The following is a 24,854-nucleotide window of genomic DNA, read 5'->3' as shown; positions in this document are numbered from 1 at the left end:
GTCGGCACATCCGAAACCTGATCTACTCATCCCCATCTTGCTGGCTAAACTCCGTCACGCCTGACTTGCTGTCAGGCCGTCGCTGGCTGGACGTGGCTATTGAGATCGTGTCTCAATATGACTATCTCGTCGTTTTTGTCAAGCTGCATTGCGAAAAAGTTTCAAAAACCTGACGATGCATGTTTTGCATTACCTGCCAGCCCCATTTGCACTCCTCAAATGCACGAAACACTCCTGATCGATATCGGTAACTCGGCCCTGAAATTCGCCAACTTTCGACCTGCAACTCGGGCGTTTTCCACTAGCCCCATCCGCTTGGCCTGGGCGGCTCACCAAACGGCGCTCCAGTGCCAAGAACTGCGCGATGCGGCCCGCGCATGTGACTCCATCTTGGTCAGCTCAGTGAATCGCCCGCACTGCGAAACCCTGACCCAATACATTCGCAGTGCCTCGTCCGTCCAGCCCCACTTAATTGACTATCGAGCAATCCCAATCCAAATCGCCGTCGACGCCCCGGAAAACGTCGGCATCGATCGATTGCTGGCCGCCCACGCCGCTTGGTCGATGTTTGGAAAGTCAAAACCGCTGATTGTCTTACAAGTCGGCACGGCGGTCACGATCGACTTGATGGACAAACAGGGCATCTACCAAGGCGGCGTGATCTTGCCCAGCGAAACGACGCTCTACAGCAGCTTGGCAGAAAAGACCGACCGCTTACCCAAGATCGAAGTCGATGCCAAACACTTCGAAATCGACTTGGTACAGCCCGGCGAACTTTTGAAGCTGCCATCCCGGTCGTTGCGAGGACCATCCGTCCTTCCCCCAGGCAAGAACACGGTCGATGCCATGCGACTGGGCGTATCGCACTGCATGCGAGGCGGTGTCGATTGGACTTATCGAAAGTACTGCGAGCAATTTGGGGCCAATCTACCCGTCGTGGCAACCGGTGGTGGGGCGACAGAATTGGTGATCGACGATATGCCTGTAACCCTTGTCTCGAACCTGGTCCTCAAAGGCCTCTCGCTGCTCTGCAAATGATAGGGCTTGCTGCTGCGGCTCGCAGAGCAACCACCAACGGGCTCAACCGTAACGCATCGCTTGCGTCGGCTGCCGGGCACTGTCAGCGGCGTACTTCTTCAGCCCCAGCCATTGCAGGGCCAACAGCGTCAGATAAGCGGGATTCAAGTACACATAGCGCCGCCACAATCGCCTGGGCTCTTTAGAGAATCGATACAGCCACTCTAAGCCGTTGTTTTGAATCCACGCGGGCGCTTGCGAAAGCGTACCTGCATGAAATGCATAAGCAGCCCCTACGGTCAGCACGGGCATTTGCAATCGATCGCCAAACTCATACGCCCAAACCTCCTGCCGCGGACAGCCAATCCCGACAAAGGTGATGCCCGCTCCACTGGCTTGAATATCGCTGATCATCGCATCGCATTCGGCGGGCTCCAGTTGACGGAACTGCGACGGCTTCATGCCCGCGATCTGTAACTGCGGGTACTTTTGCAAGAGATTACCGGAAAGTCGCTCGAGCGTGCCAGCGTCGCTACCAAAGAGATAAATCGGCACACCGGTGCTGGCGGCCGCTTCGCAAACCTTAAGCATCAAGTTTGGCCCATAAACACGATCGGGCAGTTTCGTTTTGTGCACCAAGTTCAGTCCCCAACGAACGGGCATTCCATCGGGTACCACCAGATCCAGATGATTCAAGCGATAGCGTTGCTCGGGATCGAGTGCCCCTGTCATGACGCCATGAACCGCCAGGGCGGTGGTGGTACAACGTCGCTTTTGAGCTGCAGCCGCCATAATCCTAGCGACCGCACCTTCGTAGTCTACCGCGTCGATCTGCACGCCGATGAGATTCTTTTTCCCTAAGTCAATCATGCAGCGTCCGGCTACTTCTTTGCAATGTCGAATGTGTGAGGGTGAGAACATGGATGCCGACTAGCCCACTTTCCGGTGGACCGCCGACTCGAATGGAACAAATGATACTCAAAGGATATTACAAAACCGGCACAAAGCAAACAAATTGAGTGCGTTAAGCTCCAAAACCACTAACGTATCGAGCACCAAATACGATGCTCGCGGGCGAGCTACCCATCGGACGACGTCCGGCGCACGCGTTCTTCGTCACCCTCCTGCGGGAGTCGTAGTAGGCCGGCAAAAAGGTCGCTTTATCGTACCAATCTCATGGCTACCGCTGGCACAGGGCCCAGCTTCGCTTTCTGAACGCAGCGTCATTCGTTGTGAAGGCGAGTCCTGAGCGACCGTTGGGCTTGCCCCAACGCGTGAACCAAATCCCACTGGCTTGTCCAGTGGTTGGTTGGGTTTCTCGCTACAGCAAAGAGCCCGCCATAACGGGAATCCCACCGGCTCGCCCGGTGGATCGTTCGGCTCCTCGCTAGTTAACCTCGCTCTCTAGCAAGAAACGGAAGGATCTCCCGGACAAGCCGGGAGCATTGGAAAGACAAGAGACCAAGGCACAACGTTCTGAGATCGCGAAGAGCGACCGTTGGGCTTGCCCCAACGCGTCGCAACAGGATTGGTGTGCTAAGTTCGCGGGCCAATCTCATTGCGAAGACTGGGCACATCGCCCCGCTTCGCGGTTCGAACTAGGCAAGACGCGGCCAGCAAAGCTTGAATAATTGATGCGCCAGCGATCACAACGCTGCCTACATCCGCTCAACAACGCTAATGCCAAGCAACTCCAGGCCTCGCTTAAGCACTTGACGACTGAAATTCACCAGCAACCGACGTGTCGCCAACGCCATTGGCGATTCTGCCTTCGCTACTGGACACTGATCGAAAAACGATGCAAAGAGCCTCGATGTCTCAAACAAATAATCGGCCAAAATACTCGGCTGATAGTCTTCCATCGAACCAACGATCGCATCCTCAAACCGCAATAACTGCAAAGCCAAACTACGCTCGGCAGAGTGGCTGATCGCAATCTCCTCCACCGCGGGCACTTGATCGGACGCCCCCCCCTGCTCTGCTTCTAACTTGCGCAGAATGCTCGCCGCTCGCGCATAAGAATACTGAATATAAGTCGCCGTGTTACCTTCCAACTGCACCATCTTCTCTAGATCAAACACATAATCGCTGGTCCGATTGTGCGACAAGTCCGCGTACTTGATCGCGCCTAGTCCAACCGTGGTGGCAATCGCATCTTGCTCCAATGCATCCATCTGGATGGCCGCTTTGTTCAGCCGCTCGGGATCGCAAACAACCGCTCGAGCTCTCTCAATGGCTTCCTCCAACAAGGACTCTAACCCTACGACATCGCCTGAACGAGTCTTGAATGGCTTGCCATCGGTTCCTAAAACAGTCCCAAAGCTAATATGACGCAAATCCAGCTCATATCCCATGGCCTTCGAAGCCGCAAAGAACTTCTGAAAGTGTTCGCTTTGACGATGATCGACCACGTACAAGACAACATCAGGGTCAAACGTTTCGACTCGATATTGGACAGTGGCCAAATCGGTGGTCGCATACAAATAAGCTCCATCTTGCTTTTGGACGATCATGGGGGCGTCAAAGCCATCCAAGAAGACGCACATCGCTCCTTCGCTTTCCTGCGCCAAGCTCTTGGCTTGCAGCTCTTCCACGACCGCAGCCAGTCGATCATGATAGAAGCTTTCACCCAGTTGATGATCGAATTGTACATTCAGCGCATCGTAGACGCTTTCAATCGACTCTAAACAGTACGGCATGAACTGTTGCCACAATCCGATATTAGTTGGATCCCCTGCATGCAACAACGCTGTTTCCCGGAGACAAGCCGCCTCAATACGTGGATGCTGATCAGAGATCGCCAGGAGATCGGCGCTGGCTTGTAAGGCGTTGATCTTTGATTCTGTCGCGGCAATATCTTCCTTGATAGTGTCAAAGCGTCTGCGAGCAGCCCTCGCAGTTTTCTCTAAGGCTTTGTCTTTGGCATTGCCCTCCAAGCTCGCTTCGGCCGTCTGCACAGCTTGCTGAGCATCCAAGCTTTGCTGCTGCAGCTTAGGCAGATCTTCCACGGCCGCTTGATAACCGATTAGCTGCTGGACCAAGCGATACAAACGGCTGAGCTCTTGCACCGGCTGCTCGCTATAACGAGCTTGATCGACAAAATGTTTGTAGCCGTAGATGATCATGCCAAACTGCGTTCCCCAGTCACCTAAATGATTGTCGGTGATGACATGGTGTCCCAAGAAGCGCAAGGTCCGTGCAATCGCATCGCCGATGACGGTCGATCGGATATGACCGACATGCATCGGCTTGGCAACATTGGGTGAAGAGAAATCGACGACATAGGTCTTGGGCGAAGCAATCATCGATACGCCACAGCGACCATCGCTGGCCGATTGTACGATTGCTTCATGCACGACACTGGCCGCCAGTCGCATGTTAATAAAACCTTTGCCAGCGACTTCTACGGTTTCAAACATGTGGCTTTGGCGCAGATGAGTTGCGATCGCTTCGGCGAGCTCCTCGGGCTTGCATTGTAACTCTTTTGCTAAAGCGAAGACCACGTTGGCTTGATAATCACCCAGCGCAGCATCCTTGGTCGGAGAAACGCGCATCGCATGCTGAGCGGCGTTGGCAGTAAAGCTTCCAAGGATTGTGCTCACTTGCTGACGAACTAGTTCCAGTAACTGCATGGCAATGTTTCTTAGAGAAGTAGAATAAGCGATCCTGTCGCAAGCCTATGCAGCTTGCTCAGTAGGTGACTCAGCGGCCTTTTTGTCTTTGCGTTGACCGTGTTTGGGCGGTGGCAAAGGCCCCCCAATGGCATCTAAAATGACCAGAATGTTGAGAATGCCGGCGATCATCGTGTAGAGTGTGCCCAGATCAAATCCGGCTGATGAATTCAAGTGCCATTTGTCCAGCACAAAGGTACTGGTCGGCTTGGCCATATAACTGCTGCCCGCAAACGTGCGGTTGTATTTTTTCAACCAGTAAGCTTGCAGCGCCGCGGGAGCTGCTGGCAAACCCACCGCCGCTTGCAACCCATACTGCCAACGGTAATCTTCATTGGTCCAAGAGCTGTACACGACCTTGCCATCGCCGATCCATAAACCACCGAAGAACAAACCCAGGATACAGATCGAGTACGCGATCGCTTTGAAATTCCGCCCCTGGTAAGCGTGCCCTGCCCCTGGAAAAAGAAATGCTAGGATCGCAGCCACCAGCGGGGATTTCAGATTCAACTGTACGCCATCGTGTGTTTGTATAATTTGGTCGGCCATGCCTGTGTCTGTCTTTTTGTGTTCCGCGTTGAGAGGCTCTGTTTCGCTGACGAATTGAGAAAGTGTACTGCTTTTTTCGCATTTAGAACATAGTCAAGAGGATTGTGTAAATCGGACTACATCCCGATGAATTGTCCACATAATCCAGATACAGCTCAGCAGTTGCGCCAGCGTCAGCCCCAATGGAACAGCAAACGCACCTAACCACGGCCACGCGAAAATCGACGTGGCATAGATCAGCACAAGCCCTGCGATCCGCGGAGGAATACTAGCCATCGAAAGCCCGCGAGCTCGCAGATAGGAATCGCCTGCCTGTAACAGCCCTCGCAGCGCTGCCGCAGGAATCAATGCTTGAGCGAATGCAACCGCAATCTCAAAACGCTCGCCGTACAGAAAGGGCAGCAGCATGGGTAACGCAATGGCCAACCCTATTCCGAAGACAATCTGAATTCCAAACAAAGCTACGATGGTCGTCCACAACTCATTGAGCGTAACCGCCTCCTCAGGCCGAGCAGCTCGATTGAAAACGTACAGCCCCACCGCATTTGGAAAAATCAACATGACCGACGCCACAGGCACCGCTGCTGCGTAGGCGCCAACCACATCCAACTGGGTCGCTGACAGAAACCAAACGATCAAGATCATATCCGAGCGTTCCATCAGCTCGTTAATCGCGATTGAACCCATCAAAGATTTAGCGGAACGGAATGCCTGTGTCACGGTCACCACTGAATCGCCCAGCCAGCTTTCTGTCATTCCCCACTGGCAAAGACCAATGGCAACGATTGAGGTGGTGAGCAAAATGGTTGCTGCCGACTGGACGCTGGTCGCTCCCAAAGCCCAACCCACCAACAAGCCAACCGGAAAGAGCGCACCGGCGATCAAGCGACACGCGTTATAGCGAAACATGGCCCGCTTGCCGTGATCGACCGACTGAATCGCTATCCGTATTTGCTGAGCAGCAGCGGCGACGCAGCAAATCACCGCCATCGGCATCAGGTAGCTTTGGTCAGGTTTAATCGTTAGCGCGCTGAGCAGGGTGCACAGCACGATGGTAAAGCCGCCAGTGGCCAGTGCAAATCGCAGCGCGGAGCGGCGTATCGCAGCGTCCTCCGGCCGCGTAGCTGCCAGGCGAGCAAAGATCTCAGGAGCCCCCAACATGCAAACGTACAATAACGCTTGGCCGTAAAGATTGGCTACCGCGAATTCGCCGCGACCCGTCGGCCCCAACATGCGAGCCAGCACGATGCCTTGGATCGCGAAGAATCCGAAAACGCCCAGCGACACGCCAATCGTGCTGGCGATTCCAGTGAACTTGCGAAGCTTCGCGCCCAATGCCGGTTGGACGGTTGGGTGCTCAGGAGTTTCGGCGACCGGTAACTGGGATGTTTGAGACAATTCTTATGGACTAAGAGCCTATCCGAAAAGGGGTCTGACCCTTTCGAGACTAGTCGATATCGGTGGTGTTTTTGCCTCGCCGGAGAGGGTCAGACCCCTTTTCGGATAGGTTTGTGAAATTGCGTGGCGATCTGTCGAGTCAGCCGACCGAGGCATACTTTATGTTATTTCCAAAACGTACCGGCCGCTCGAAATTTCTGGCGTCAAACTGGCAGAAGTTCGCACGTTCTTTCGGAATTTACGGACTCCGGCAGTTTATGCGCCCGGCTTAGGTGCGACCGAGCAAGCGAAATCCAAGCGGGCCGCAAGTTTGCCACCCACCGTCACCTTGCCAGTCATAAAATAAGCCGTCGACACAACTTCGTTAAGCACTACCGCAATTTCGATTGTATCTCCAGGCCGAACCATCTGCTTAAATTTCACGTTATCCAGTCGAGTCGCAACGGGTACATAACCTGTTTGCGGCGTTTTATCGCTGAGCAAGATCGCGCCGCTCTGCAACGCACACTCACATAAAATCACGCCGGGGACTAATGGAAAATCGGGAAAATGCCCCTGAGTAAAGTACTCCTCGGGCCGAAAAGTCTTGCGGCATGTGATCGTGTTTTCGGTCTTTTCCAAAATTTCATCGACCAACAACATCGGCGGACGATGTGGGATCGCATTGGTTATAGATGCGTCGAGAGATTCAATGGACATAAGCGGGACCGAAATGAGTGGGAGCGTGCGAGATGAAAAGCGTGCCATCTTAACGACTGTTGCGCAGAACCTCTAGCTCTTCTTGAGCTCGCTGCAACTCTCGCTGCATGGCCTGGATCTGGCTTTCCAACTGCTGCATCTGAATGCGAGAGGCTTCATCGCCAGGTGCATTGCCCAAACCGCCGCGATCAGGCAGTTCGGGACGCTCACGCAACACATCGCCCGGATTGACCAGTGGTCCGTTGCTGGCCGCCAATCGAATCTTCGCTGTCTGCAAATCTCGCCCACGGAAATAACGCACGGTCGCAATTTGACCGGGTTGAGCGGTCATTGCCCAGTTCAGCAACTCGACATCCGACTGAATGACCACCGAATCGATTTCCACGATACAGTCACCGGACCGGAGCCCCCCCCGCATAGCGGGTGAATCGTTGGTCACGGCGGCCACCATCGCGCCGCGATGCACAGGTATGCCATAGCGTTGTCGCGCCGACTCACTCAAACGCTCGACGGAAATTCCTAAGCTCGCGCGGGGCTTGTTACGCTCACTGGGCACCGGATCAAAACTCAAATCGGGCTCTGACTCCAAAGCGTCCGCTCCAGGGCCAATGGGCACATAAGGCGGTAACCCTGAAGCTGGCGACGATTGCAAACCACTGCGCTGGGCTAATGCGGCCGAACCTAATACAACGGGCAAAGTCAACGATCGGCCACGACGATCAATCAAGCACTTAACGACCTCGCCAGGAGCATGCTGCAGTATTTCCCCTGCCAGTTGATCGAGCCCAGAAACCGCCTTGCCATCGATGGCCAGTAAGTTGTCGCCAGGGGTGATGCCGGCTTTCCAACCCGGCGAGTTCGCGGTGACCTCTACCACCCGCAGCCCCACCCCGCCACCTTCCATCTGCTCCACGGTGATCCCGAAATACGGCCGATCGCCGGGCCCTGGGTTAGGTTGTAGCGAGGGGGCATCCGATTCCAGATCTGGAACTGGGTCAACGAACGGTGAAGGAACTTGTGTAACCGCCGGTGGCGCAGAACCGGGTATGGCCGAAGAACGGTCGCGTGGCCCGCCTGCTTGCGCCGGAGCTTTGGGCGCTGGCAAAGATTCGTCCGATTCGACGGCTTGGCGTTCTCGCGCCGGATCTGCTGTAGAGGGTACCCCCAGCGTGTCCTGCAGTTGCTGAAAGAAATCTTGAGCTCCCGCGCTCGCGACCGTGCTGTGTATCAACCACATGCAGCACCCCATCCCTAAAACGAGTCGCAGCCTATGAGCTAATGTATCCATGCCGATCTATCCCAGTAGAAGAGTTTGCGAGTGAAAAGCGTCGCCGACGAATTCTTTTGTCATTCTATGCACTTAAGCTTCCCTTGCGAAACCATCTTTCTCAGAATCTTAGTATCCTGTGCTGCTTTGCGGCACGGTTCATCGCAGTACACTATGAACATTCAATGGTGAACAATGTAATGAACATTCGAATTGAATCATTCGCTAGCAAACCGGATCGGTCTTGATGCAGATCTTTAATGGCACCCACGCAGAAGCCTTTGTTGAGTGGATGTTCCATGACCAAATGCGAGAAGTACGACGCTCAATTCTGACGTCAGTTACCGATCTCATGGCCGATCAAGACGGCCCGGACAGCTTTCTGGGCATCCGCGCCGACCTCGCACCTGGCAGCTATCTGGTAGCTTACGTTATGAAATACCCGGGGAGGATGGGAATCCTCACAGGGCCGCGTTGCATCACGCCCGGCAGTGACAAAGACTTTGCTCGCTATTCTTCTAAGGCAAGCGAGGTTTGCATAACGCTGGCTCAACTCGCCGCCGATCGCTGGCCTATTGAAATGCTGCAGACAACACTGCCGCACGATGTTGAATTCGAAACACAGGCTCTTTCCGGTGCAGGGTTTGAATTCCTGGCGACGTTACACCAGTTGATGCTCCTCTTTCCAACAAATGCCGCCCCCCCTCCGTTGAACCATACCGAAGGCTGGCAGCAAATCAAGCTAGAACATTTAGACCTACTGCATCAGTGGCTCGATGCGACCTATGACGAGACGCTGGATTGCCCCGAACTCACAGCGCTGCGCGACACGCAACATGTCGTCGAAGGGTATTGGCAGTTGGGTAACGGTCGGTCGGTACGTCGCGCGGTAGCAGATGACGTAGCTTTGCCGCAATGGTGGATGCTGCGAGAACACGAGGCTGCACCTGAGTCACCGATCCAAGCCGCTTTCCTTTTAACGCCGATCCATTCAGGCACTTGGGAGCTAACTTATTTCGGAGTTTCAAAAGAGTTTCGGCAACTTGGGCTGGGCAAAAAGACGCTGCAGTTCGCTCTTGAAAAACTGCGTGAACTAAAAGCACGACAGTTGATTACCTACGTCGATATTCGCAATGCACCAGCCATCAGAATATATGATCAGCTTGGCTTTCGAGTCGCTGGCCACTGGAATGCGTTCCACTGGCCGCTTAAACATGCCCAGCAATTCTCAACCAGCACGTCGAATTGAGAATGGCCGATCAAGCAGTTCATCAACGGCTACCTAACCCACGCATGCTAGCCATTGCAGGCACCGTGCTGCTGTGCAGCTTGATTCGTCTGCCAACGATTTGGCAAAGCCCCGCGAACTATGATGAAGCTTTCTTTGCGGTTCCAGGTTATACGATTGCTTACGAAGGCATACCGCGCATCCCCTATATGCCGGTTCGCGATGAAAACAGTGTGTTTGTGAACTGCGATCAGCGCTTATACACATTGCCACCTGGATACTTTTATTGGCAATCGATTTTCTTCTATCTATTGCCGCCATCGCTGGGGACCGCTCGACTGGGAACGTGGCTAGCCGGAATGACTTGTTTATTTGCAATTGGAATTTCGCTAACGCGAACCATGTCGATAGGGCTCGCAATGGCAGCGGTTGTCTGCCTTTCGAATATCCGTCTATTCCTGTTCCCTTGGATTGAAGCTCGGCCCGATATGTTATGCTGCTGTTTGGGGATCATCAGCGTCTTGCTAGCGGCCTACGCTCGTCGCGTTCCGACCTCTCGCATCACTTACTTTTCTATCGGTCTGTGCGTGAGCCTGGGGATCGTGGTCCATCCTTACGCGTTGGTCTTTGCATTGCAAATCGTCGCTCTACTCTTTCTCAGAAAGCAAACTTACAGCGAACGGCTCCGCACCACCGCATTGTTAGCGGCCGGAGGTCTACTGCCGCTGGCCTTATGGGGCTGGAGTATAGCGCAAGATACAGAACTTTTCGTTGCACAGTTCGGTAAGAATCTGTTGCATGATTCCGGTCAGGGCCTGCTGCGTCGCTTACTATGGCCTTACCCGTTCGTCGAGTTCCAGTTTCACTTAGTCGCCGAGCGAACTGGCCATTTACAGCTTGCGATGCTGGGCTTCATGCTTGTGCTTGCCACGCTGGCCTGCATACGCCACACAGTTGTACGATTGCCAGTCGTGATGGTTGCTAGCAGCATCTATCTGCATGTGGCATTGATCGGTCCACACTTTGCCTTTGGTTATTGGTGTTATCCGGCTTGCCTGTTGGTCTGGGCGTTCTTCACTGCGATATCGGCCATAGCTGGATCTACCAACTGGCGATCTTGGGTCACGCCGTTGAGTCTAGTTGTCGTCCTGCTCAGCGTACCAGGCAGCGGTTTGCGAGGCAGCTTTCGTTACCTTGCTCACTGGAATGATCCCGCCTACAACCGCTTTGAATTTTGCAAAACGATTGACTTGCAACTGCCAAGCGAAGCTGTTGTCCAAGTCAGTACAGACTATATTTTTGATTTCTATCTGCTTCGCCCGGAAGTCACCTTAGCTTTAGACATGCCGCTATTTTATGATTCGTCTGCGACGCCGCTGGACTATTTGGTAAGCGGAAGACTTGGCCAACAATATAAACTGCATGAAAGTCGGTCTGTCGTTTTGCAAAGGTCCGTGGGAACCCAAGCCGATGTACTACAGTGCTATGCGGAAGTCTACGGCAGAGCATTCGAAGCGGAAGAAGAATGAAAACCAAGCCACCAAACTCATGGCGATGCCATCCAATGACCCGTCAACTCCCTGATCGACCGGCCGCTAGAAATGCCATAGCCAAACGGATGCGAACCCCAAGCCACCTCCTCGTACGATCGGTCATCAAGTGAACTGGATCCTCCATTCGGTTCTTTCGGCGATTCTGCTTGGCTTATATGAAGCTGCCAAGAAGGATTCAGTCTCGAGGAATGCAGTGCCCGCGGTCTTGATGGCATCGGTCTTGTGCGGGGCCCTGATCTGGCTGGCGTTGCTGATTTTATCTCGCAGTTCGAGCTCTCTTCAACAACTTCATTTCGACATTAGCCCAATCCAATGGCGGGAACATGGAATGATCGCAATGAAGTCTGCGATCACGGCATCGTCGTGGATGCTGGCTTATACCAGCATGAAAACGCTGCCACTCTCGATCGCGTCGCCACTGCGATCGACGGGCCCCATATGGACAATCAGCTTTGCAACTTTGTTCTTTCACGAACGACCATCGCTGCTTCAGTGGCTTGGTATCAGCGTCTTGTTGATTGCCTTTTTCGCATTTTCGATCGTCGGCCGGCGTGAAGGAATCGATTTCCGCAAGCATCGCGGCGTCTGGTTGATGGTTGCGGGCACCATCCTGGGAGCCATCAGCGGACTGTATGACAAGTACTTATTGCAAAGCGTGCTGATCCCGCCGCAGGTTTTACAAGCATGGTTCTCGATCTATTTGGTCCCCGTGCTTCTACCCTCGTTTGTCTACTGGCGGTTGCGACAACGCAAGCTGATGCCGTTTCACTGGCGGCATTCCATACCTGCCATTGCGGTCCTGCTATTACTGGCTGATTTCGCGTACTTCAAAGCGTTGTCGGATCCCGACGCCTTGGTTTCCGTGGTTTCCCCAGTCCGCCGATTGAGCGTCATCGTGGCGCTAGCAATCGGCGTGATGCATTGGAAAGAGACTCAAGCCTTCGCGAAATCGATCTGCGTGACCATCATGATTGTGGGCGTCGTACTGATCTCGCTGGGACAGTGAGGCGAGTGATTATCGCTGAGGCACTTCGGCGGGGAAGGCTGCATCATAGTCTCGGGGGACCAACTGGCCTTCTTCTCCCAAGATCAGAATGGGCACCATACCACCGCCTAAGTTCTTCGGCATGTTGTAGATGTACTGACCATCGAGAGCCTTCGTGATACGGTTGGACGCTTCAGACAAATGGGCTCGCGAATAGGCATCCAGCGCTTCTCGCGATTCTAAAGCGTTAGCGATCTTGCGATTGATTTCACGCAACTGATCGACAGCCAACGTCGCGATCGGTTTCATCGCCGCACTGGTGCTCTCGGGAATCGCCAAATCAATTAAACGTTCCATATGCTCACGTTGCAAGTTGCGTCGCAAGGAACTGATGCGAGGTTTACGTGCTGTCACTTCGCCATCTGGTTTCTTATCCAGCTCGCTCCAGATTTCATTGAGCAGTGTATCCATCACTTCCGGCAAGACGATCGCCTCTTTATCAGCCGCGATCAATTGCTCATTATCAAAAATCCTGCGCAGGGTCGTAGGATTCATCAACATAGTCAACGTCGACGCCTGAACACTTAGCACTCGATCATGGACAGGGAACGTTGAATCTTTCGATACCGAAGCTTGATCGTCCCACCACTTATCCACGGTCATGCGTTCCAGTATTTCTGGCGTGAGCCCGTAAGCTTCATCTCGAAAGGCATTCGCGATCACAAATTGAAGCGCATCGCGTTGCATTTGAGCAGGCACGGGCTCAATCGGCCGACGGTCGCCTGGATCACCTTTTCGATCGCGATTAACAAATGCGCCACCGATCCAGTTAGCCATCATGGATACCGATTGCATCTGCATTGATAACGTCAATTCGTAGCCCTGGCGCGCTTTGGCCCACGACTGCCCCTTCTCTACGTAGCGCTCCAGCAATCGCTCGCGGAACTTCTTGACCTTCAGCATCTGATTATTCGCATAATCCAGAGGGTTGGTCGAGTAATCGTAGCGACGCGCCAGTGGGTCCGGACCGCTGGTATCTTCATCGGTCGCGTACTGCAATTCAGGTTCGGCACAACGCTGCAGGATCGAATCCAGTTTGGATTCATCTGGTGTGTAACCATATTCGATGGCCCAGTAATCGTATGGACCGATGCCAATCATCGTGTAGTCTCCACGAGCGTCGCCGACCTCTAGAGGAATATTGATCGGAAGATAATCCATGACCGAACCCGCCAACGGCTTCTTACCCTTGAGTTCTTCGGAGTTGATCTTCTCCAGCGAATAGGCGGCAGAAGCTTTGAAGTTGTGGCGCAAGCCCAACGTGTGACCAACTTCGTGTGCAACAAGTTCTGCTAGCAGCGGGCCAACGAAGGATTCCGGCATACCATCGAGCATGTCTTCTTCAGGTGCTTTGGGTTTGGTTTCCGGCTTAGCAACTTCCTTCTTGTCGTCTTCTTTCTTAGGCTCCTCTTTCTTCGACTCGTCAGACTTGTCCTCTTTGGACTTATCTGCGTCGGCGGATTTGTCGCCGTCTGCTTTTTCCTTATCAGATTTTTCTGCATCGTCTTTGGCATCTTCTGCCTTAGGCTCGCTGCCTTCACCCTCTTCAGGCTTAGGCTCTTCGGCTGCCATCTCATTGAGCTCGCGCTCCGTCAGCAGCTCAAAAGCCATCCGACCAAAAGCAGTCTGCATCTGTTTTCCGCGAGCAGCCAAACATAATCCGTTGACTTGGCTAGTTCGTCCAACCAAACCGTCAAAAGGATTGCTGCCCATCATCACCGGATCCACCCGCGTCATAGGATGTCCGCCCATTGGCATCGAAGCCGTTGCACTGATAATCGATGACATATGGCGGCGATCGGAAGGGTTCGCAAACAGTAGTCGCGGATCCCAATTGGGGTGATTGGCCAGCCAAGCGAGCGTCTCGGAGCTCATGCCTTCGGTCGCAACTTCGGGCATCAGTTTTTCGAACTGAATGTTGTAATGACGAATCCAGCCATCGGTCAGAATGATATCCGCATCCAAGATTTCGCCCGTCACGGGGTGCACTCGCGAAGGTCCAATGGCTGTTCCGACATTGTTGTTCAACCAGCGAATGAAGTTGTACTGCACGTCTTCCGGATCCAAGTCCATGTAGGCTCCGGTCGATGCGTCTTGATAGTAGACTTCGATGGCATCTGCAAAGCCGACTTTTTCGAACGCTTTGTTCCAGTACTCAATGCCCTGCTTGACCCAGCGTCGATAGCGAACCGGAGTCGTATGTTCCACATAAAATCGAATAGGTTGAACCGGCGGACTAACTTTCAACTTTGGATCACGCTTTTCTAAACGCCAGCGATTGATAAAACGTGTTTTGACCTCGTCTTCTTTGTACTTACCTAAATCGCTGTAAGCAGTAGAGAAGTAACCGATACGTTCATCCGAGCGACGTGGGCGATAGCTGCCCTCTTCGGGTACTTCGCTAAAGGAATAGTGCAGCGTTTGCAACACACCATTGCGGCCAGCCGTTTCAAAAGCAAGCTCAAGGTTCTTGCTGAACGCTTTTGCCTTGATGATCTTCGTCAGCTTTGGATTCGTCGATCGATACTGCGAGCCAAAAAAAGTGAAGGCATTTTTGACGAACAAGTCATCGGCATCTATCAGCGGCCCACCGCGAGGAACCATCGATACGATGGGCACATCGGCCAAAACGCGGTCGGTGAACAATCGCTTGACGCTTGCCTTGGATTCGGGTTCGCCCGTCGAACGAATATCAACGTTAGGCAGAATCAATGCGAGTCGGTCATCGTACTTGCGCCAGTAAACGTAATAGTCGCCAGCTTGCAAGCCCGCGTATTCATCACCGCTGCTGACGGTCAGTGCGATAAAGTATTTTCTTGTCGCGTAGTCCTTGGGCAGCTCGATGTAGACTTGAGCGTCTTCCTCTCGGGTATACAAGTTGCCTAACGTCTGCCCATTGGGTGATTTCGACTCGATCTTTTGAAAGCCCTCGAGAACTTTCTCAGAAGGCGGGAGCTTGGACTCTTGGGCTGACAATGCGCCCGCCAGCAATCCCGCTGTAGCCAACCCCGTGAAACTTAACAGGGAACGTAATAGTTGATGCATTCGACAAACCACTTGAATGAAAACTGACTTCAAAGCCTACCGCTGCTGGCGATTTTGCCGCTGGCAGAATGACCGCGCCGATCTAGAATTATTAACCAACTCGTCCGCCGCGTCTATCAACTTGGCAGACTTTGCGGCCAATTCTGCGTTCCAAACGCATTCGGCCAAGCGAACGGTAGTTTGAGATTTGATACAATTCCGACAGTACCAAACAAAAACACTCTGTTCTTACTGCCCCAAACCAGCCAAAGTTCAGAAAGTAACGATTATTCGTCCAAGATCTGGTTTTCCCAGCGAATCAACCGCAAACGACGACACTTCATTTGACCGACAGTAAAGCTGAACTCATGGCGCCAGCCAGTCCATTCATCGATACTCCAGCACTGGACGGGGCATTACCTAGCAACCTGTCACCCCCGGCTTTTTCCCTGGACAATCGCAGCCAGATACCCGCGGCCTTGGAAGTTCCTCAACGTCGGAGCTGGGCTTGGTCGACATTGCTGTGGTTGGGCGGAGCTTGCATTCGGATATGGCAATTCATCAGTCTAGTGACCCTGTTGGCGGTAGCCGCAAGTGTTCCGATCCTGCAGTTTGCCAGCCTGGGCTACCTGCTGGAGAGCGCCGGTCGCTGGGCTCGTGGCGAACCTCTGCGTAACTGTTTGCCTGGGCTCAAGCAAGCGGGCTACATTGGCACTGCGTTTGTCTGGATCGGCCTGAGCAGCCTGCCAGTCACGATCCTGCGAGACCTAGCCGCTTCCGCCCAATTGATCAGCCCCAATTCCGAAGTCGCTCGCAATTGGCACATTGGAGCCACCATCGCGTGGGTCATTTGGGTCTTCTATGTCTGGTGGGCCATCTTGCGAGGCGGCCGAGCATACCATTTCCTGTGGCCCGCTCCCATTCGATTTGCACGTGAGTTCTTTCGACCACGGACTTGGCAAGCGGCCATCGATCGATTGGCTGAAGGCATCGCTCGCTTCCGTATCTTCTATCTACTCAAGTTCGGTTTGGTGGGCGCGACGGGCACTCTAATGTACTTGATCATTCCAGGCGGACTCATGATTGCGGGCATCCGAGCCCAAAACGATGGGGCAAAGGGCCTACTAACGATCGCAGGCGTACTCGCCATGGCAGTGATGCTGCAGTACTTGCCTTTTATCCAAATGCGATACGCCAAGACCAAACAGTTCCGTTCGTTCTTTGATATTCGCGCCGTGCGTCAGGGTTTCAAGCGAGCTCCATGGCTGCACGCAATCTCGGTTCTGTTACTGGTTGTCTTTTCACTACCGATGTACTTGCTGAGAATCGAGATGCCGCCAGCTCAACTGGTATGGTTACTATGTGTGTTCTTTGTCTTGTTCAACATTCCCACCAAGTTCATGATCGCTTGGGCAATCCGTTATGCGGACAGCCGATCGGCCAGCCGAGCTTGGTACAATCGATGGCCAGCTTGGATAGTTCTTGTAGCAGGCTTACCCGTCTATGTGCTGTTCTTGTACTTAGCCGCGCTGGCCAGTTGGGATGGATCCGCAGTTATGATCTTGCAGCACGCATTCTTGACACCCGTTCCTTTCCTGTTGCAGTAAACAACAGCACGAGATAGCGACTCACTACTTTATTCGGTTGAGCACTCAAGTGATGTCCTGTTGACCGGCATAAGGCTAACCGTCAGGAGAGCTCGAAGTCCGCGCGCTACAAGCGTCCACAGTCACGCAGCCTCTATGCTAGGTTGAGGTAGCTCATGTAGAAAAGGCAGTTCCATGCCGTATGAAGTATGATCAACGGCCACGCTCGACCAGTCCAGAGGAAGTAAGCCCCTAGCAGAATGGCGTCCGCGAATATAATCAGAGCACTCGGCCAACCTTGATAGATGTGGTAGCTTGCAAAAAGAAGCGACGACGCTAGAACGGCGACAACTCCAGAGCCCGTGAGCGACACCAATCTAGGGATCAAGTAGAATCGCATCGCAGTCTCTTCTGCGAAGCTGTTTAGCGATAGTGCGATGAACGCAAACACCAAGGTTTTCCAACCAAGCTCAAAAGACGTACTCTCCTCATATTCATACGCAATATCATTTGAGTATGCTCCGACCGATTCATAGCCTGAGCCGTCGGCCATTTCAGTATACGGATTGGCCTCCGCAGCGGCTTGCGGGAAAGCGCTGTAAATCACGGACTGTAGCATGTATCCAATCAGGACTGAGCCGATGAGAAGTAGAAATGCTCCACCGAAGTCTTTCAATGGAGCGAATCGCACGAACCCGAATTCTTTCCATGCTCGCTTTGTGAATAAAGCGATAACCGCGACTACGGCCAAGACCTTGCAAGAACGAATGATTAGGAACGTGAACAGCTCTTTGCTCCACGCAAACTCATACGTTTCTCCGCCAAAGTTCCGAACAGCATTGAGAAAATCAGGCAACCATGCAAAACACAACACGAGCGCGATTTCGAAGACAAGCCAGCCCTTCGATATAGCAAGTGCATTATCAAGCGTCCCTGTATGGATGAGCCTGGGCGAAGTCGCCTGCAGTTGACTGGCGAACTTGGAGTCGGAGGGAACAGGAAAAATGTTATCTTCGGTGACTGCCGGAACATCAATGTTGGATTGGCATGCGGGGCAGTTCTCAACTCCATCGGCACGAGAGATTCCAATCGCGATTAGTGCCCTGCATTCTTCGCACTCAAATCGAATCTCTCGTTGAAAATCCTCTAATCGGGATTCCTTACGTTTGGCGTCAAACGCCTCCTGTATTTGCTGTGCTTTTGTTAAATCGCACTGGCGAACCTGCACTTTGATTCCTCCAGCCGCAAGAGTCAGCAGGAAATGCGTGGCAGCAATATGCTCGTTCATCAAAAAACTGTCGATCCCTTCGTTTTCCAGTCGCAATTGAAGACCACGCGCTGGCTCTTCTCGATCAAATACCGCTACGGTAACGAGGTCATGCATGTTGAGACCTGATAACTTTTACAAGCAGAGGGGATATCACAACGACTCTTGAACGACACGCATCAAACAGGATTGGAATCAAGAATAATCTGTCGAATGCCGTATCGCAATCAGTAAGCAAAAGCCAATTACTTCCAACGAATCGAAAGAGACAACGAATTGCAGAAGCGTCGTATAGCGAAGCTCTTATTCGAGGTCTACCTAAATTCGTTGGACAAACCTCTTCCTTAGTGCCTTTGCGCGAAACAATAATTCGTTGATTGCACGCGGAGACGCGAAGAAGCTCGCGGAGGAAGACAACTTCCAACGAATTAAAAGAGACCGACGAATTGCAGAAAGCAACTCGCAGTGAAGCTCTTATTCGAGGTCTCCCTAAATTCGTTGGACAAACCTCTTGCGCATCGCTAGTGTTCGCAACCCTCCAGCGTCAAATAGTCGCCCGATCGATGCCTACACCAGTCGTATGCCGTCGGCTTCTATAGTGATAATCCTCTGTTTGTACAAACCGCCAATCGCTTTTTTGAATTGGCCTTTGCTCATCCCGAACATGTCGAGAATCACATCTGGTGGAGATTTATCATGCACAGGTGCAAAGCCATCATGCTCACGCAGGTATTGCTGAATCACTTCGCTATAGCTGTCGCGGATCTGCCAAACACTTTTCAAACTCAAGTCGATCTTGCCATCGTCCCGAATATGCTTGATGTAACCGCGAATGCTTTGGCCAAAACTAAGTCGCTGATCGACCTCGTCTTTGTACAATAACCCCCAGTGGCTCTGATTCACAATTGCTTTAAAACCTAACTCGGTACTATTTCCAATGATCAGATCGACGGGTTGGTGAGGTACAAAGTCATGCTGGTCATCATCCCGCACGATCTTGTCAATCTTGGATGTCGCAGCAATCCGCCCCTGATTATCGAGATAAAGAAAAACGATATAGAAATTGCCCACGACCATCGGGCGATGCTGTTGGGCGAAAGGGACCAAGACGTCTTTATCCAACCCCCAATCCAAAAACGCACCAATCGGCGTGTTATCTTTGACTTCCAGATAAGCGAACTGACCCACCTCCGCCTTGGGAACTTGAGTGGTCGCGACGGGTCGGTCTTCGGAGTCCAAGTAGAGAAAGACGTCGAGCATTTCGCCGACACTCAAATCGCTAGGGGCGTTCTTGGTCGGAAGCAAAATCTCGCCCAAATTGTCGGCATCCAAATAAAATCCAAAGTCCGTTCTTTTGACAACTTCCAATGGATATGTTCGCCCGATTTCAATCATGACAGACGGCCTAGCCATTCTTGCGTGGAAATGACATCGCTGATAAACATTTGCTGGGCGACCAAGATCGACTCGTGCAATTGTTGAGCGTCTACGCGGCCAGCTTTATTCTCGACCAATAGAGTACCTGTGGCATCGTTCAAGAATTCGACTTGATACCCCGAATGAAACGCCTGCCGCGCGGTTGTATCGCAGCACATGTGCGTCATGTATCCGGAAATCGACAAGGTGGTGATCTGGTTTTCCTGCAGCCATTTTTCTAACTGCGTACCAGTGAAAGCGCCCGGCAATTGCTTGTCTAACAGTAAGGAACGCGGACGCTGCTCGACCTCCGGATGCAACTGCCACATTTCGGAGTTCAGCCGAAAGATTGGCGACTCGGGATCGGCTTGGTGGTGACGCACAACAATGGTCGGCAAGCCCGCAGTTTCCGCTGCGTCCATAACAGCTAGGATTTGTTCCAAGTGCCCATGTGGGTAACTGATGGGCAATGCGCCGTCAAAATACTCTCGCTGTACATCGATGACCATTAATGCTCTTTTCGTTTCCGCCATGACAAACCTGAATTACCTTTACTTTAGGATTGAAGAAGATGTTGGTATCATAGCATACTCAGCCCCGCCGCCTACGCTTTGGTAGCCGCCTTCCGCACAACGGAATCCACCATGTTTTCTCGACGCACGTTTATCCTCGCATCCTCTGGAGCCATTGTGACCAGCCCGCTACGAGCCAAAATTGAGAGTGGTCGACTGGACCAGGCCGCCCAAGTATTGCAGGCCGCGACCGCTAGTGGCCAAGTCCTGGCGGCATCGATCTATGTTCAAGACACCGATACCACTTTTACGGAATCCTTTGGGCAAGCGACCAACGCCCGTGCTTCTTTCCTTCTGGGATCGATTACCAAGCCACTTGTCATCGCCGCCATGATGACGCTGTACGATGAAGGTCATTTTCGCTTGGAAGACAAGATACAGAAGTTTCTGCCAGATTTCACCGAAAGCTATTTTGCTCAAGTTGAGATCCGACATTTGCTGACGCACACTTCAGGACTCCCCGATCAACTGCCTGGTAACGCCCAGTTGCGAGCTAGTCACGCTTCGCTGGCTGAGTTCGTTGCGGCGTGTCGGAAGCTGCCTTTTAGTTTCGCCCCTGGCACTTCGTACGAGTACTCCAGTATGGGGATCTTGTTGGCATCGGAAATTGCGCAGCGAATCTCAAACACAAGCATTGCAGGATTGGTCCAAAAGCGAGTGCTGGACCCGCTGGAGATGAAGGATTCTGCATTGGGACTAGGGACGTTAGATCGTAAGCAAATTATGCCGTGCCAAGTCGAATTTGGTGCACCGGAAGCGGGGGGTGGTTCCGAAGACTCCAAAGAATGGAACTGGAATAGCGAGTATTGGCGAGCGCTGGGGGCGCCTTGGGGCGGTGGGCACGCGTCGGCGGCCGATGTCGGAAAGTTGCTGTGGTCGGTTTTGCATCCCGAGCACAGTTTTTTGCAACCCGCGACAGCTCGATTGATGACCACCAATCACAATCCAGTTGGCCTAGAGTCGCGTGGCTTGGGCTTTGATGTCGACCTGCGAACCAGTGGCCTTTCTTGTTCGCACAATTCGTTTGGGCATACAGGTTCAACAGGTACGATTTGCTGGGCGGATATGGATCGGAACTGCGTTTGTGTTGTACTGACTACGCTCCCCGGTCAAGCGCTCCCAGCAGCCCAGCATCCCCGGCACCTGGCGTCCGAGTGCATCTGTTCGTGATGCGGCCGTTCACTGACGCCCGAATTTCCATCAATGCAAATTCACGTACCTATCGTGATTCAACTCCCGATCATTGATCGGCGATATTGTAGCGGTGTCACTCCCATGCGGTTGCGAAACTGCTTGGTAAAGCTGCTTTGATCGCTGAACCCAAAGTCTATTGCGATCTGTGCCAGAGTCAGATCTGTGGACCGCAATACAGCGCCCGCTGCCTGAATCCTTGTCCGCTGAATAAATTCGTAGGGCGACATTCCGTAAGCGGATTGGAAGCGACGGTAGAACTGACGCACAGACAGCAAGGAGATCTCCGCCAATTGCTCGATGCTAATACGTTCACGGTAGTGGACACGAATGTACTCCATCACGCTGCTCAACTCGCGAAAAACCGGAAGACTTTCGGTCGCACGATCAACACTGACCGTTATTCCCATCACACCAACCACTTTGCCATTCTTTCCGAAGATCGGGATTTTTGAGGTAATAAACCAATCGAGCAACTTTTGGCCCTTGATGCATACTTCAATGCGATTCATAAGAGGTGATCTTGATTCCATCACCAATTGATCATCTAACCGAAACTGATTTGCCAGTTCGAGCGAGTAGAAATCTTCGTCCGATCGACCAATCAAATCCTGCTCGTGGTTGCAGCCAAGATTCTCAACAACGCAACGACTGGCCGCAATGAACCTACCTTTTGCATCTTTGATAAAGAATGAAACCCCAGGTAGCAAATCAAACAATTGGCGAATACATTGCGGATCCGCCATGGATGAGAAGAACTTTTTCTGCAGCGAGATGTTCATGGCAGGATTATACCAAAATTTGTCGTGCGCAGACAATCTATCCATATCAAGCTGGCGTAGAATTGCATCATGATAAGACTGAATCCAATACTCATCGTCCTTTTTGCGTATCTTGCGTTAACAAGTTCGATACCCACTTTGATCTTTGCTGAAGAAGTTTCGGAAGCTCACCAAACGTTTTTAGTAAAGTACTGTATCGACTGTCACAGCGGTTCCGACCCAAGTGCAAAGTTCGACATCGAACATTTAGCGGAAGTATTGGACAATTCTGGGGACTTTCTCCGATGGGAGTTGGTCTACGATCGGATCCTAGAGCGACAGATGCCCCCCCAGGAAGTATTGGACAATTCTGGGGACTTTCTCCGATGGGAGTTGGTCTACGATCGGATCCTAGAGCGACAGATGCCCCCCCAGGATGCTGAGCAACCGGGGGAAGAGGAATGGACTTCCTTTGTACGTTCGCTTGACGAGCGTCTCCATACGATTGACTTCCAGAAGCAATCAACTGAGGGTCGAGCACTTGCCAGACGCCTCAATCGTGACGAGTTACAAACGATTCTGCAAAGTCTGTTCGGAACTCACACCGATTTCCGTCGTCACTTGCCCGAAGATTCAACGATGGCAGGTTTTGACAAAGCAGGTGCAGCGCTCGCGGTGTCTCATGAACATGTGCAAGCCATCATGGAAATCGCCGATGAAGTACTTCAGCAAACGTTCCAGCCGCAGTCAGATATTGAACCGATATCTATCCACGCAGATCAACGCTGGTCACCTGAATTAGGGGGCGAACAGTTCCATCGTGAATTCATTAAATTTTTTCGCGATACAGAAGAAGGCTTGGTTCGATTCGGCGATTTAGTAGATCCCTTGGTTGGATTGCCAAAAATGCGGGTTGCTGGCTACTACCGTTATCGCGTTCGCGCTCGTGCATTTCAGACAGACCAACCCATGCGTGCCAGACTTCGTGTTTCGGCAGGTGGTGACCAAGCAGTGATTCGATATCGCGATTATGTGAGCTTTCCGCCAGAGGGCAAAACAATCGAATTGACGACTTACGTTGGGAAAGGAGAAACGTTGCGAGTCTCGCCGATTGAGACAGCCGGTTCTGATTTCTTGCATCGCGTACCATTCACCAATGAGAAGAACGCAGACAAGTATCCAGGTCCTGGGCTACTTTTCGAGTGGGCGGAGGTGACAGGACCGCTCCACGACCCAATCGGCGCAGTTACGCAAACGTGGCTTGATCCAGCAACAGTTGCCAACGGAAATCGCCAAGACGCGGAAGACACTTTGGTACGTTTCCTTTCGCTCGCATTCCGACGCCCTGCTTCGCAAACAGAAGTTGACCATTACCTAGCGATTTACGATCGGGCCGTGATGCATGGCCACGCAGTTGGTTTGAAGTTTGCACTGAAGACAGCCCTTTGCTCCCCATATTTCTTGTTCGTCGATGCGCCTTCAGGAAAGCTCAACCAATTCGATTTGGCAACCAGGCTCTCCTTGTTCTTATGGAATACGATACCCGACAAGGAACTGCAATCGCTGTGCGTAAATGGCCAACTTGATCAGCCGAGTATCTTGCACGCTCAAGTCGAGCGCATGCTATCTGATTCCAAGTCCGCTGCATTTCGGTCAGGGTTTGTGGGGCAGTGGCTCGACCTGCGAAAGATTAATGCGACAACACCCGATGAGCGTTTATATCCAGAGTGGGATGAATTGCTGGAATGGTCTGCTTTACGTGAGTCTCGAATGTACTTCGACGCACTGGTTGACGAAAATCTTTCCATCCGTCATGTTGTAAAATCTGACTTTGGCTTCTTAAACGATCGATTGGCTGAACACTATCAAATTGAAGGTGTTACTGATGTCGAAATGCAGCGAGTCCATCTGCCTGAAGATTCGCTGCGAGGCGGATTTTTAACCCAAGCCGCCGTTCTCAAGGTGACTGCGGATGGAACAGTGACATCTCCTGTTCGACGCGGAGTTTGGTTCATGGAACGCATACTGGGTAAACCAGTTCCGCCGCCACCCGACGGTATACCAGCGATCGAACCAGATATCCGTGGCGCAACCACAATTCGGGAACAACTGGATAAACATCGCGCTGACGCGGCCTGTGCCGCGTGCCATGCCAGCATGGACCCACCCGGATTCGCTTTGGAAGCCTTTGATGCTATCGGAGGATACCGAAAGAACTATCGCGCAGATCCTAGTACAGCCCAAGAGACCATGACTGTAACACTGCCTATCACTTTCGACTACGACGCCGTGTGGAAGGATGCCACCTTACGACAAAGGATGTCGTCCAAAGTAGGAGTTGGCCGCCCCGTCGACTTGTCTGGTCGCCTCAGCAGCGGTGAATCGTTTCGAAACTATCCTGAGTTCCAAGCATTGACTGCAACGCACCAAAGGCAACTCGCTCGCGCGTTTGTTCGCCATTTAACGACCTACGCAACTGGAGTTCCTGAGCAGTATTCGGATCGAAGGTACATCGATGACATACTCAATCAGTGTGAGTCCAGTGACTACGCAGTGCGTGACCTTATCCATTCGTTCGTTGTCAGTCCAATTTTCCTGAATCAGTAGTTC

General features: G+C 52.5%; 18 protein-coding genes. 7 read left to right on the top strand and 11 right to left on the bottom strand.

Annotation, left to right across the window (positions count from 1 at the left end):
- Positions 1-219 precede the first annotated feature (219 nt).
- Positions 220-1,038 (top strand): type III pantothenate kinase, encoded by an 819-nt coding sequence (locus SH302x_RS00555; RefSeq protein WP_479366566.1) that lies wholly within the window; start codon positions 220-222, stop codon positions 1,036-1,038.
- 42 nt (positions 1,039-1,080) lie between these two features.
- Here SH302x_RS00555 and SH302x_RS00550 read toward each other — a convergent pair whose 3' ends face one another.
- From SH302x_RS00550 to SH302x_RS00525, 6 genes are all read right to left on the bottom strand, one after another.
- Positions 1,081-1,938 carry a WecB/TagA/CpsF family glycosyltransferase gene (locus SH302x_RS00550; protein WP_479366565.1) on the bottom strand — a complete coding sequence of 286 codons (858 nt, stop codon included), beginning with the start codon at positions 1,936-1,938 and terminating at the stop codon, positions 1,081-1,083.
- Between the two features lie 737 nt (positions 1,939-2,675).
- Positions 2,676-4,649, bottom strand: a complete 1,974-nt coding sequence (gene argS, locus SH302x_RS00545; RefSeq protein ID WP_479366564.1) for an arginine--tRNA ligase — start codon at positions 4,647-4,649, stop codon at positions 2,676-2,678.
- A gap of 45 nt (positions 4,650-4,694) precedes the next feature.
- A complete protein-coding gene (locus tag SH302x_RS00540) occupies positions 4,695-5,237 on the bottom strand; it encodes a DUF6677 family protein (protein ID WP_479366562.1) in 543 nt (180 codons plus the stop codon).
- 93 nt (positions 5,238-5,330) lie between these two features.
- Positions 5,331-6,635 (bottom strand): lipopolysaccharide biosynthesis protein, encoded by a 1,305-nt coding sequence (locus SH302x_RS00535; RefSeq protein WP_479366561.1) that lies wholly within the window; start codon positions 6,633-6,635, stop codon positions 5,331-5,333.
- A 255-nt stretch (positions 6,636-6,890) separates the two neighbouring features.
- Positions 6,891-7,334: a 3-hydroxyacyl-ACP dehydratase FabZ family protein gene (locus tag SH302x_RS00530; protein ID WP_479366559.1), complete on the bottom strand. Its 444-nt coding sequence runs from the start codon at positions 7,332-7,334 to the stop codon at positions 6,891-6,893.
- Between the two features lie 49 nt (positions 7,335-7,383).
- Positions 7,384-8,571 carry a PDZ domain-containing protein gene (locus SH302x_RS00525; RefSeq protein WP_479366558.1) on the bottom strand — a complete coding sequence of 396 codons (1,188 nt, stop codon included), beginning with the start codon at positions 8,569-8,571 and terminating at the stop codon, positions 7,384-7,386.
- A 277-nt stretch (positions 8,572-8,848) separates the two neighbouring features.
- On the opposite strand from SH302x_RS00525, the gene SH302x_RS00520 reads away from it, so the two are divergent.
- The 3 genes from SH302x_RS00520 to SH302x_RS00510 all read left to right on the top strand — a co-directional run bounded on the left by SH302x_RS00520 (position 8,849) and on the right by SH302x_RS00510 (position 12,388).
- Positions 8,849-9,850: a GNAT family N-acetyltransferase gene (locus tag SH302x_RS00520; RefSeq protein WP_479366557.1), complete on the top strand. Its 1,002-nt coding sequence runs from the start codon at positions 8,849-8,851 to the stop codon at positions 9,848-9,850.
- A gap of 2 nt (positions 9,851-9,852) precedes the next feature.
- A complete protein-coding gene (locus SH302x_RS00515) occupies positions 9,853-11,358 on the top strand; it encodes an ArnT family glycosyltransferase (RefSeq protein WP_479366555.1) in 1,506 nt (501 codons plus the stop codon).
- 130 nt (positions 11,359-11,488) lie between these two features.
- Positions 11,489-12,388: an EamA family transporter gene (locus SH302x_RS00510; protein ID WP_479366554.1), complete on the top strand. Its 900-nt coding sequence runs from the start codon at positions 11,489-11,491 to the stop codon at positions 12,386-12,388.
- Positions 12,389-12,397: 9 nt separating this feature from the next.
- Here the strand turns inward: SH302x_RS00510 and SH302x_RS00505 are convergent, their stop codons facing one another.
- Positions 12,398-15,472, bottom strand: coding sequence for a zinc-dependent metalloprotease (locus SH302x_RS00505; protein ID WP_479366552.1), 3,075 nt, complete (start codon positions 15,470-15,472; stop codon positions 12,398-12,400).
- A gap of 323 nt (positions 15,473-15,795) precedes the next feature.
- Here SH302x_RS00505 and SH302x_RS00500 point away from each other — a divergent pair, with 323 nt between their 5' ends.
- On the top strand, positions 15,796-17,058 hold the full coding sequence (locus SH302x_RS00500; protein ID WP_479366551.1) for a hypothetical protein: 1,263 nt from the start codon (positions 15,796-15,798) through the stop codon (positions 17,056-17,058).
- A 133-nt stretch (positions 17,059-17,191) separates the two neighbouring features.
- Here SH302x_RS00500 and SH302x_RS00495 read toward each other — a convergent pair whose 3' ends face one another.
- The 3 genes from SH302x_RS00495 to SH302x_RS00485 form a co-directional block, all read right to left on the bottom strand.
- Complete coding sequence (locus SH302x_RS00495) at positions 17,192-18,421, bottom strand: CPBP family glutamic-type intramembrane protease (RefSeq protein WP_479366550.1); 1,230 nt, start codon at positions 18,419-18,421, stop codon at positions 17,192-17,194.
- Between the two features lie 450 nt (positions 18,422-18,871).
- Positions 18,872-19,717, bottom strand: a complete 846-nt coding sequence (locus tag SH302x_RS00490; protein ID WP_479366549.1) for a CvfB family protein — start codon at positions 19,715-19,717, stop codon at positions 18,872-18,874.
- Positions 19,696-20,253 carry a cysteine hydrolase family protein gene (locus SH302x_RS00485; RefSeq protein WP_479366548.1) on the bottom strand — a complete coding sequence of 186 codons (558 nt, stop codon included), beginning with the start codon at positions 20,251-20,253 and terminating at the stop codon, positions 19,696-19,698. The genes SH302x_RS00490 and SH302x_RS00485 overlap by 22 nt, the downstream gene beginning before the upstream one ends.
- Before the next feature lie 111 nt (positions 20,254-20,364).
- On the opposite strand from SH302x_RS00485, the gene SH302x_RS00480 reads away from it, so the two are divergent.
- On the top strand, positions 20,365-21,462 hold the full coding sequence (locus SH302x_RS00480) for a serine hydrolase domain-containing protein (RefSeq protein ID WP_479366547.1): 1,098 nt from the start codon (positions 20,365-20,367) through the stop codon (positions 21,460-21,462).
- Between the two features lie 59 nt (positions 21,463-21,521).
- On the opposite strand, the gene SH302x_RS00475 is transcribed toward SH302x_RS00480, so the two are convergent.
- Positions 21,522-22,265, bottom strand: coding sequence for a helix-turn-helix domain-containing protein (locus SH302x_RS00475; RefSeq protein WP_479366546.1), 744 nt, complete (start codon positions 22,263-22,265; stop codon positions 21,522-21,524).
- A 69-nt stretch (positions 22,266-22,334) separates the two neighbouring features.
- Between SH302x_RS00475 and SH302x_RS00470 the strand changes: the two genes are divergently transcribed.
- A complete protein-coding gene (locus tag SH302x_RS00470) occupies positions 22,335-24,851 on the top strand; it encodes a DUF1592 domain-containing protein (protein ID WP_479366545.1) in 2,517 nt (838 codons plus the stop codon).
- Positions 24,852-24,854: the final 3 nt, after the last annotated feature.

This window comes from Njordella calcicola (assembly GCF_056494125.1).
Note: the sequence above shows the minus strand (reverse complement) of the source record. Positions and strands in the feature narration are given on the sequence as shown.

Bases quoted from the DNA above. Each gene is read 5' to 3' on its own strand.
- SH302x_RS00555 (WP_479366566.1), top strand. From the start codon at position 220: ATGCACGAAACACTCCTGATCGATATCGGTAACTCGGCCCTGAAATTC.
- SH302x_RS00530 (WP_479366559.1), bottom strand. From the start codon at position 7,334: ATGTCCATTGAATCTCTCGACGCATCTATAACCAATGCGATCCCACAT.
- SH302x_RS00520 (WP_479366557.1), top strand. From the start codon at position 8,849: ATGCAGATCTTTAATGGCACCCACGCAGAAGCCTTTGTTGAGTGGATG.
- SH302x_RS00525 (WP_479366558.1), bottom strand. From the start codon at position 8,571: ATGTGGTTGATACACAGCACGGTCGCGAGCGCGGGAGCTCAAGATTTC.
- SH302x_RS00540 (WP_479366562.1), bottom strand. From the start codon at position 5,237: ATGGCCGACCAAATTATACAAACACACGATGGCGTACAGTTGAATCTG.
- SH302x_RS00495 (WP_479366550.1), bottom strand. From the start codon at position 18,421: ATGCATGACCTCGTTACCGTAGCGGTATTTGATCGAGAAGAGCCAGCG.
- SH302x_RS00480 (WP_479366547.1), top strand. From the start codon at position 20,365: ATGTTTTCTCGACGCACGTTTATCCTCGCATCCTCTGGAGCCATTGTG.
- SH302x_RS00515 (WP_479366555.1), top strand. From the start codon at position 9,853: ATGGCCGATCAAGCAGTTCATCAACGGCTACCTAACCCACGCATGCTA.
- SH302x_RS00485 (WP_479366548.1), bottom strand. From the start codon at position 20,253: ATGGCGGAAACGAAAAGAGCATTAATGGTCATCGATGTACAGCGAGAG.
- argS (WP_479366564.1), bottom strand. From the start codon at position 4,649: ATGCAGTTACTGGAACTAGTTCGTCAGCAAGTGAGCACAATCCTTGGA.
- SH302x_RS00505 (WP_479366552.1), bottom strand. From the start codon at position 15,472: ATGCATCAACTATTACGTTCCCTGTTAAGTTTCACGGGGTTGGCTACA.
- SH302x_RS00475 (WP_479366546.1), bottom strand. From the start codon at position 22,265: ATGAACATCTCGCTGCAGAAAAAGTTCTTCTCATCCATGGCGGATCCG.
- SH302x_RS00550 (WP_479366565.1), bottom strand. From the start codon at position 1,938: ATGTTCTCACCCTCACACATTCGACATTGCAAAGAAGTAGCCGGACGC.
- SH302x_RS00470 (WP_479366545.1), top strand. From the start codon at position 22,335: ATGATAAGACTGAATCCAATACTCATCGTCCTTTTTGCGTATCTTGCG.
- SH302x_RS00490 (WP_479366549.1), bottom strand. From the start codon at position 19,717: ATGGCTAGGCCGTCTGTCATGATTGAAATCGGGCGAACATATCCATTG.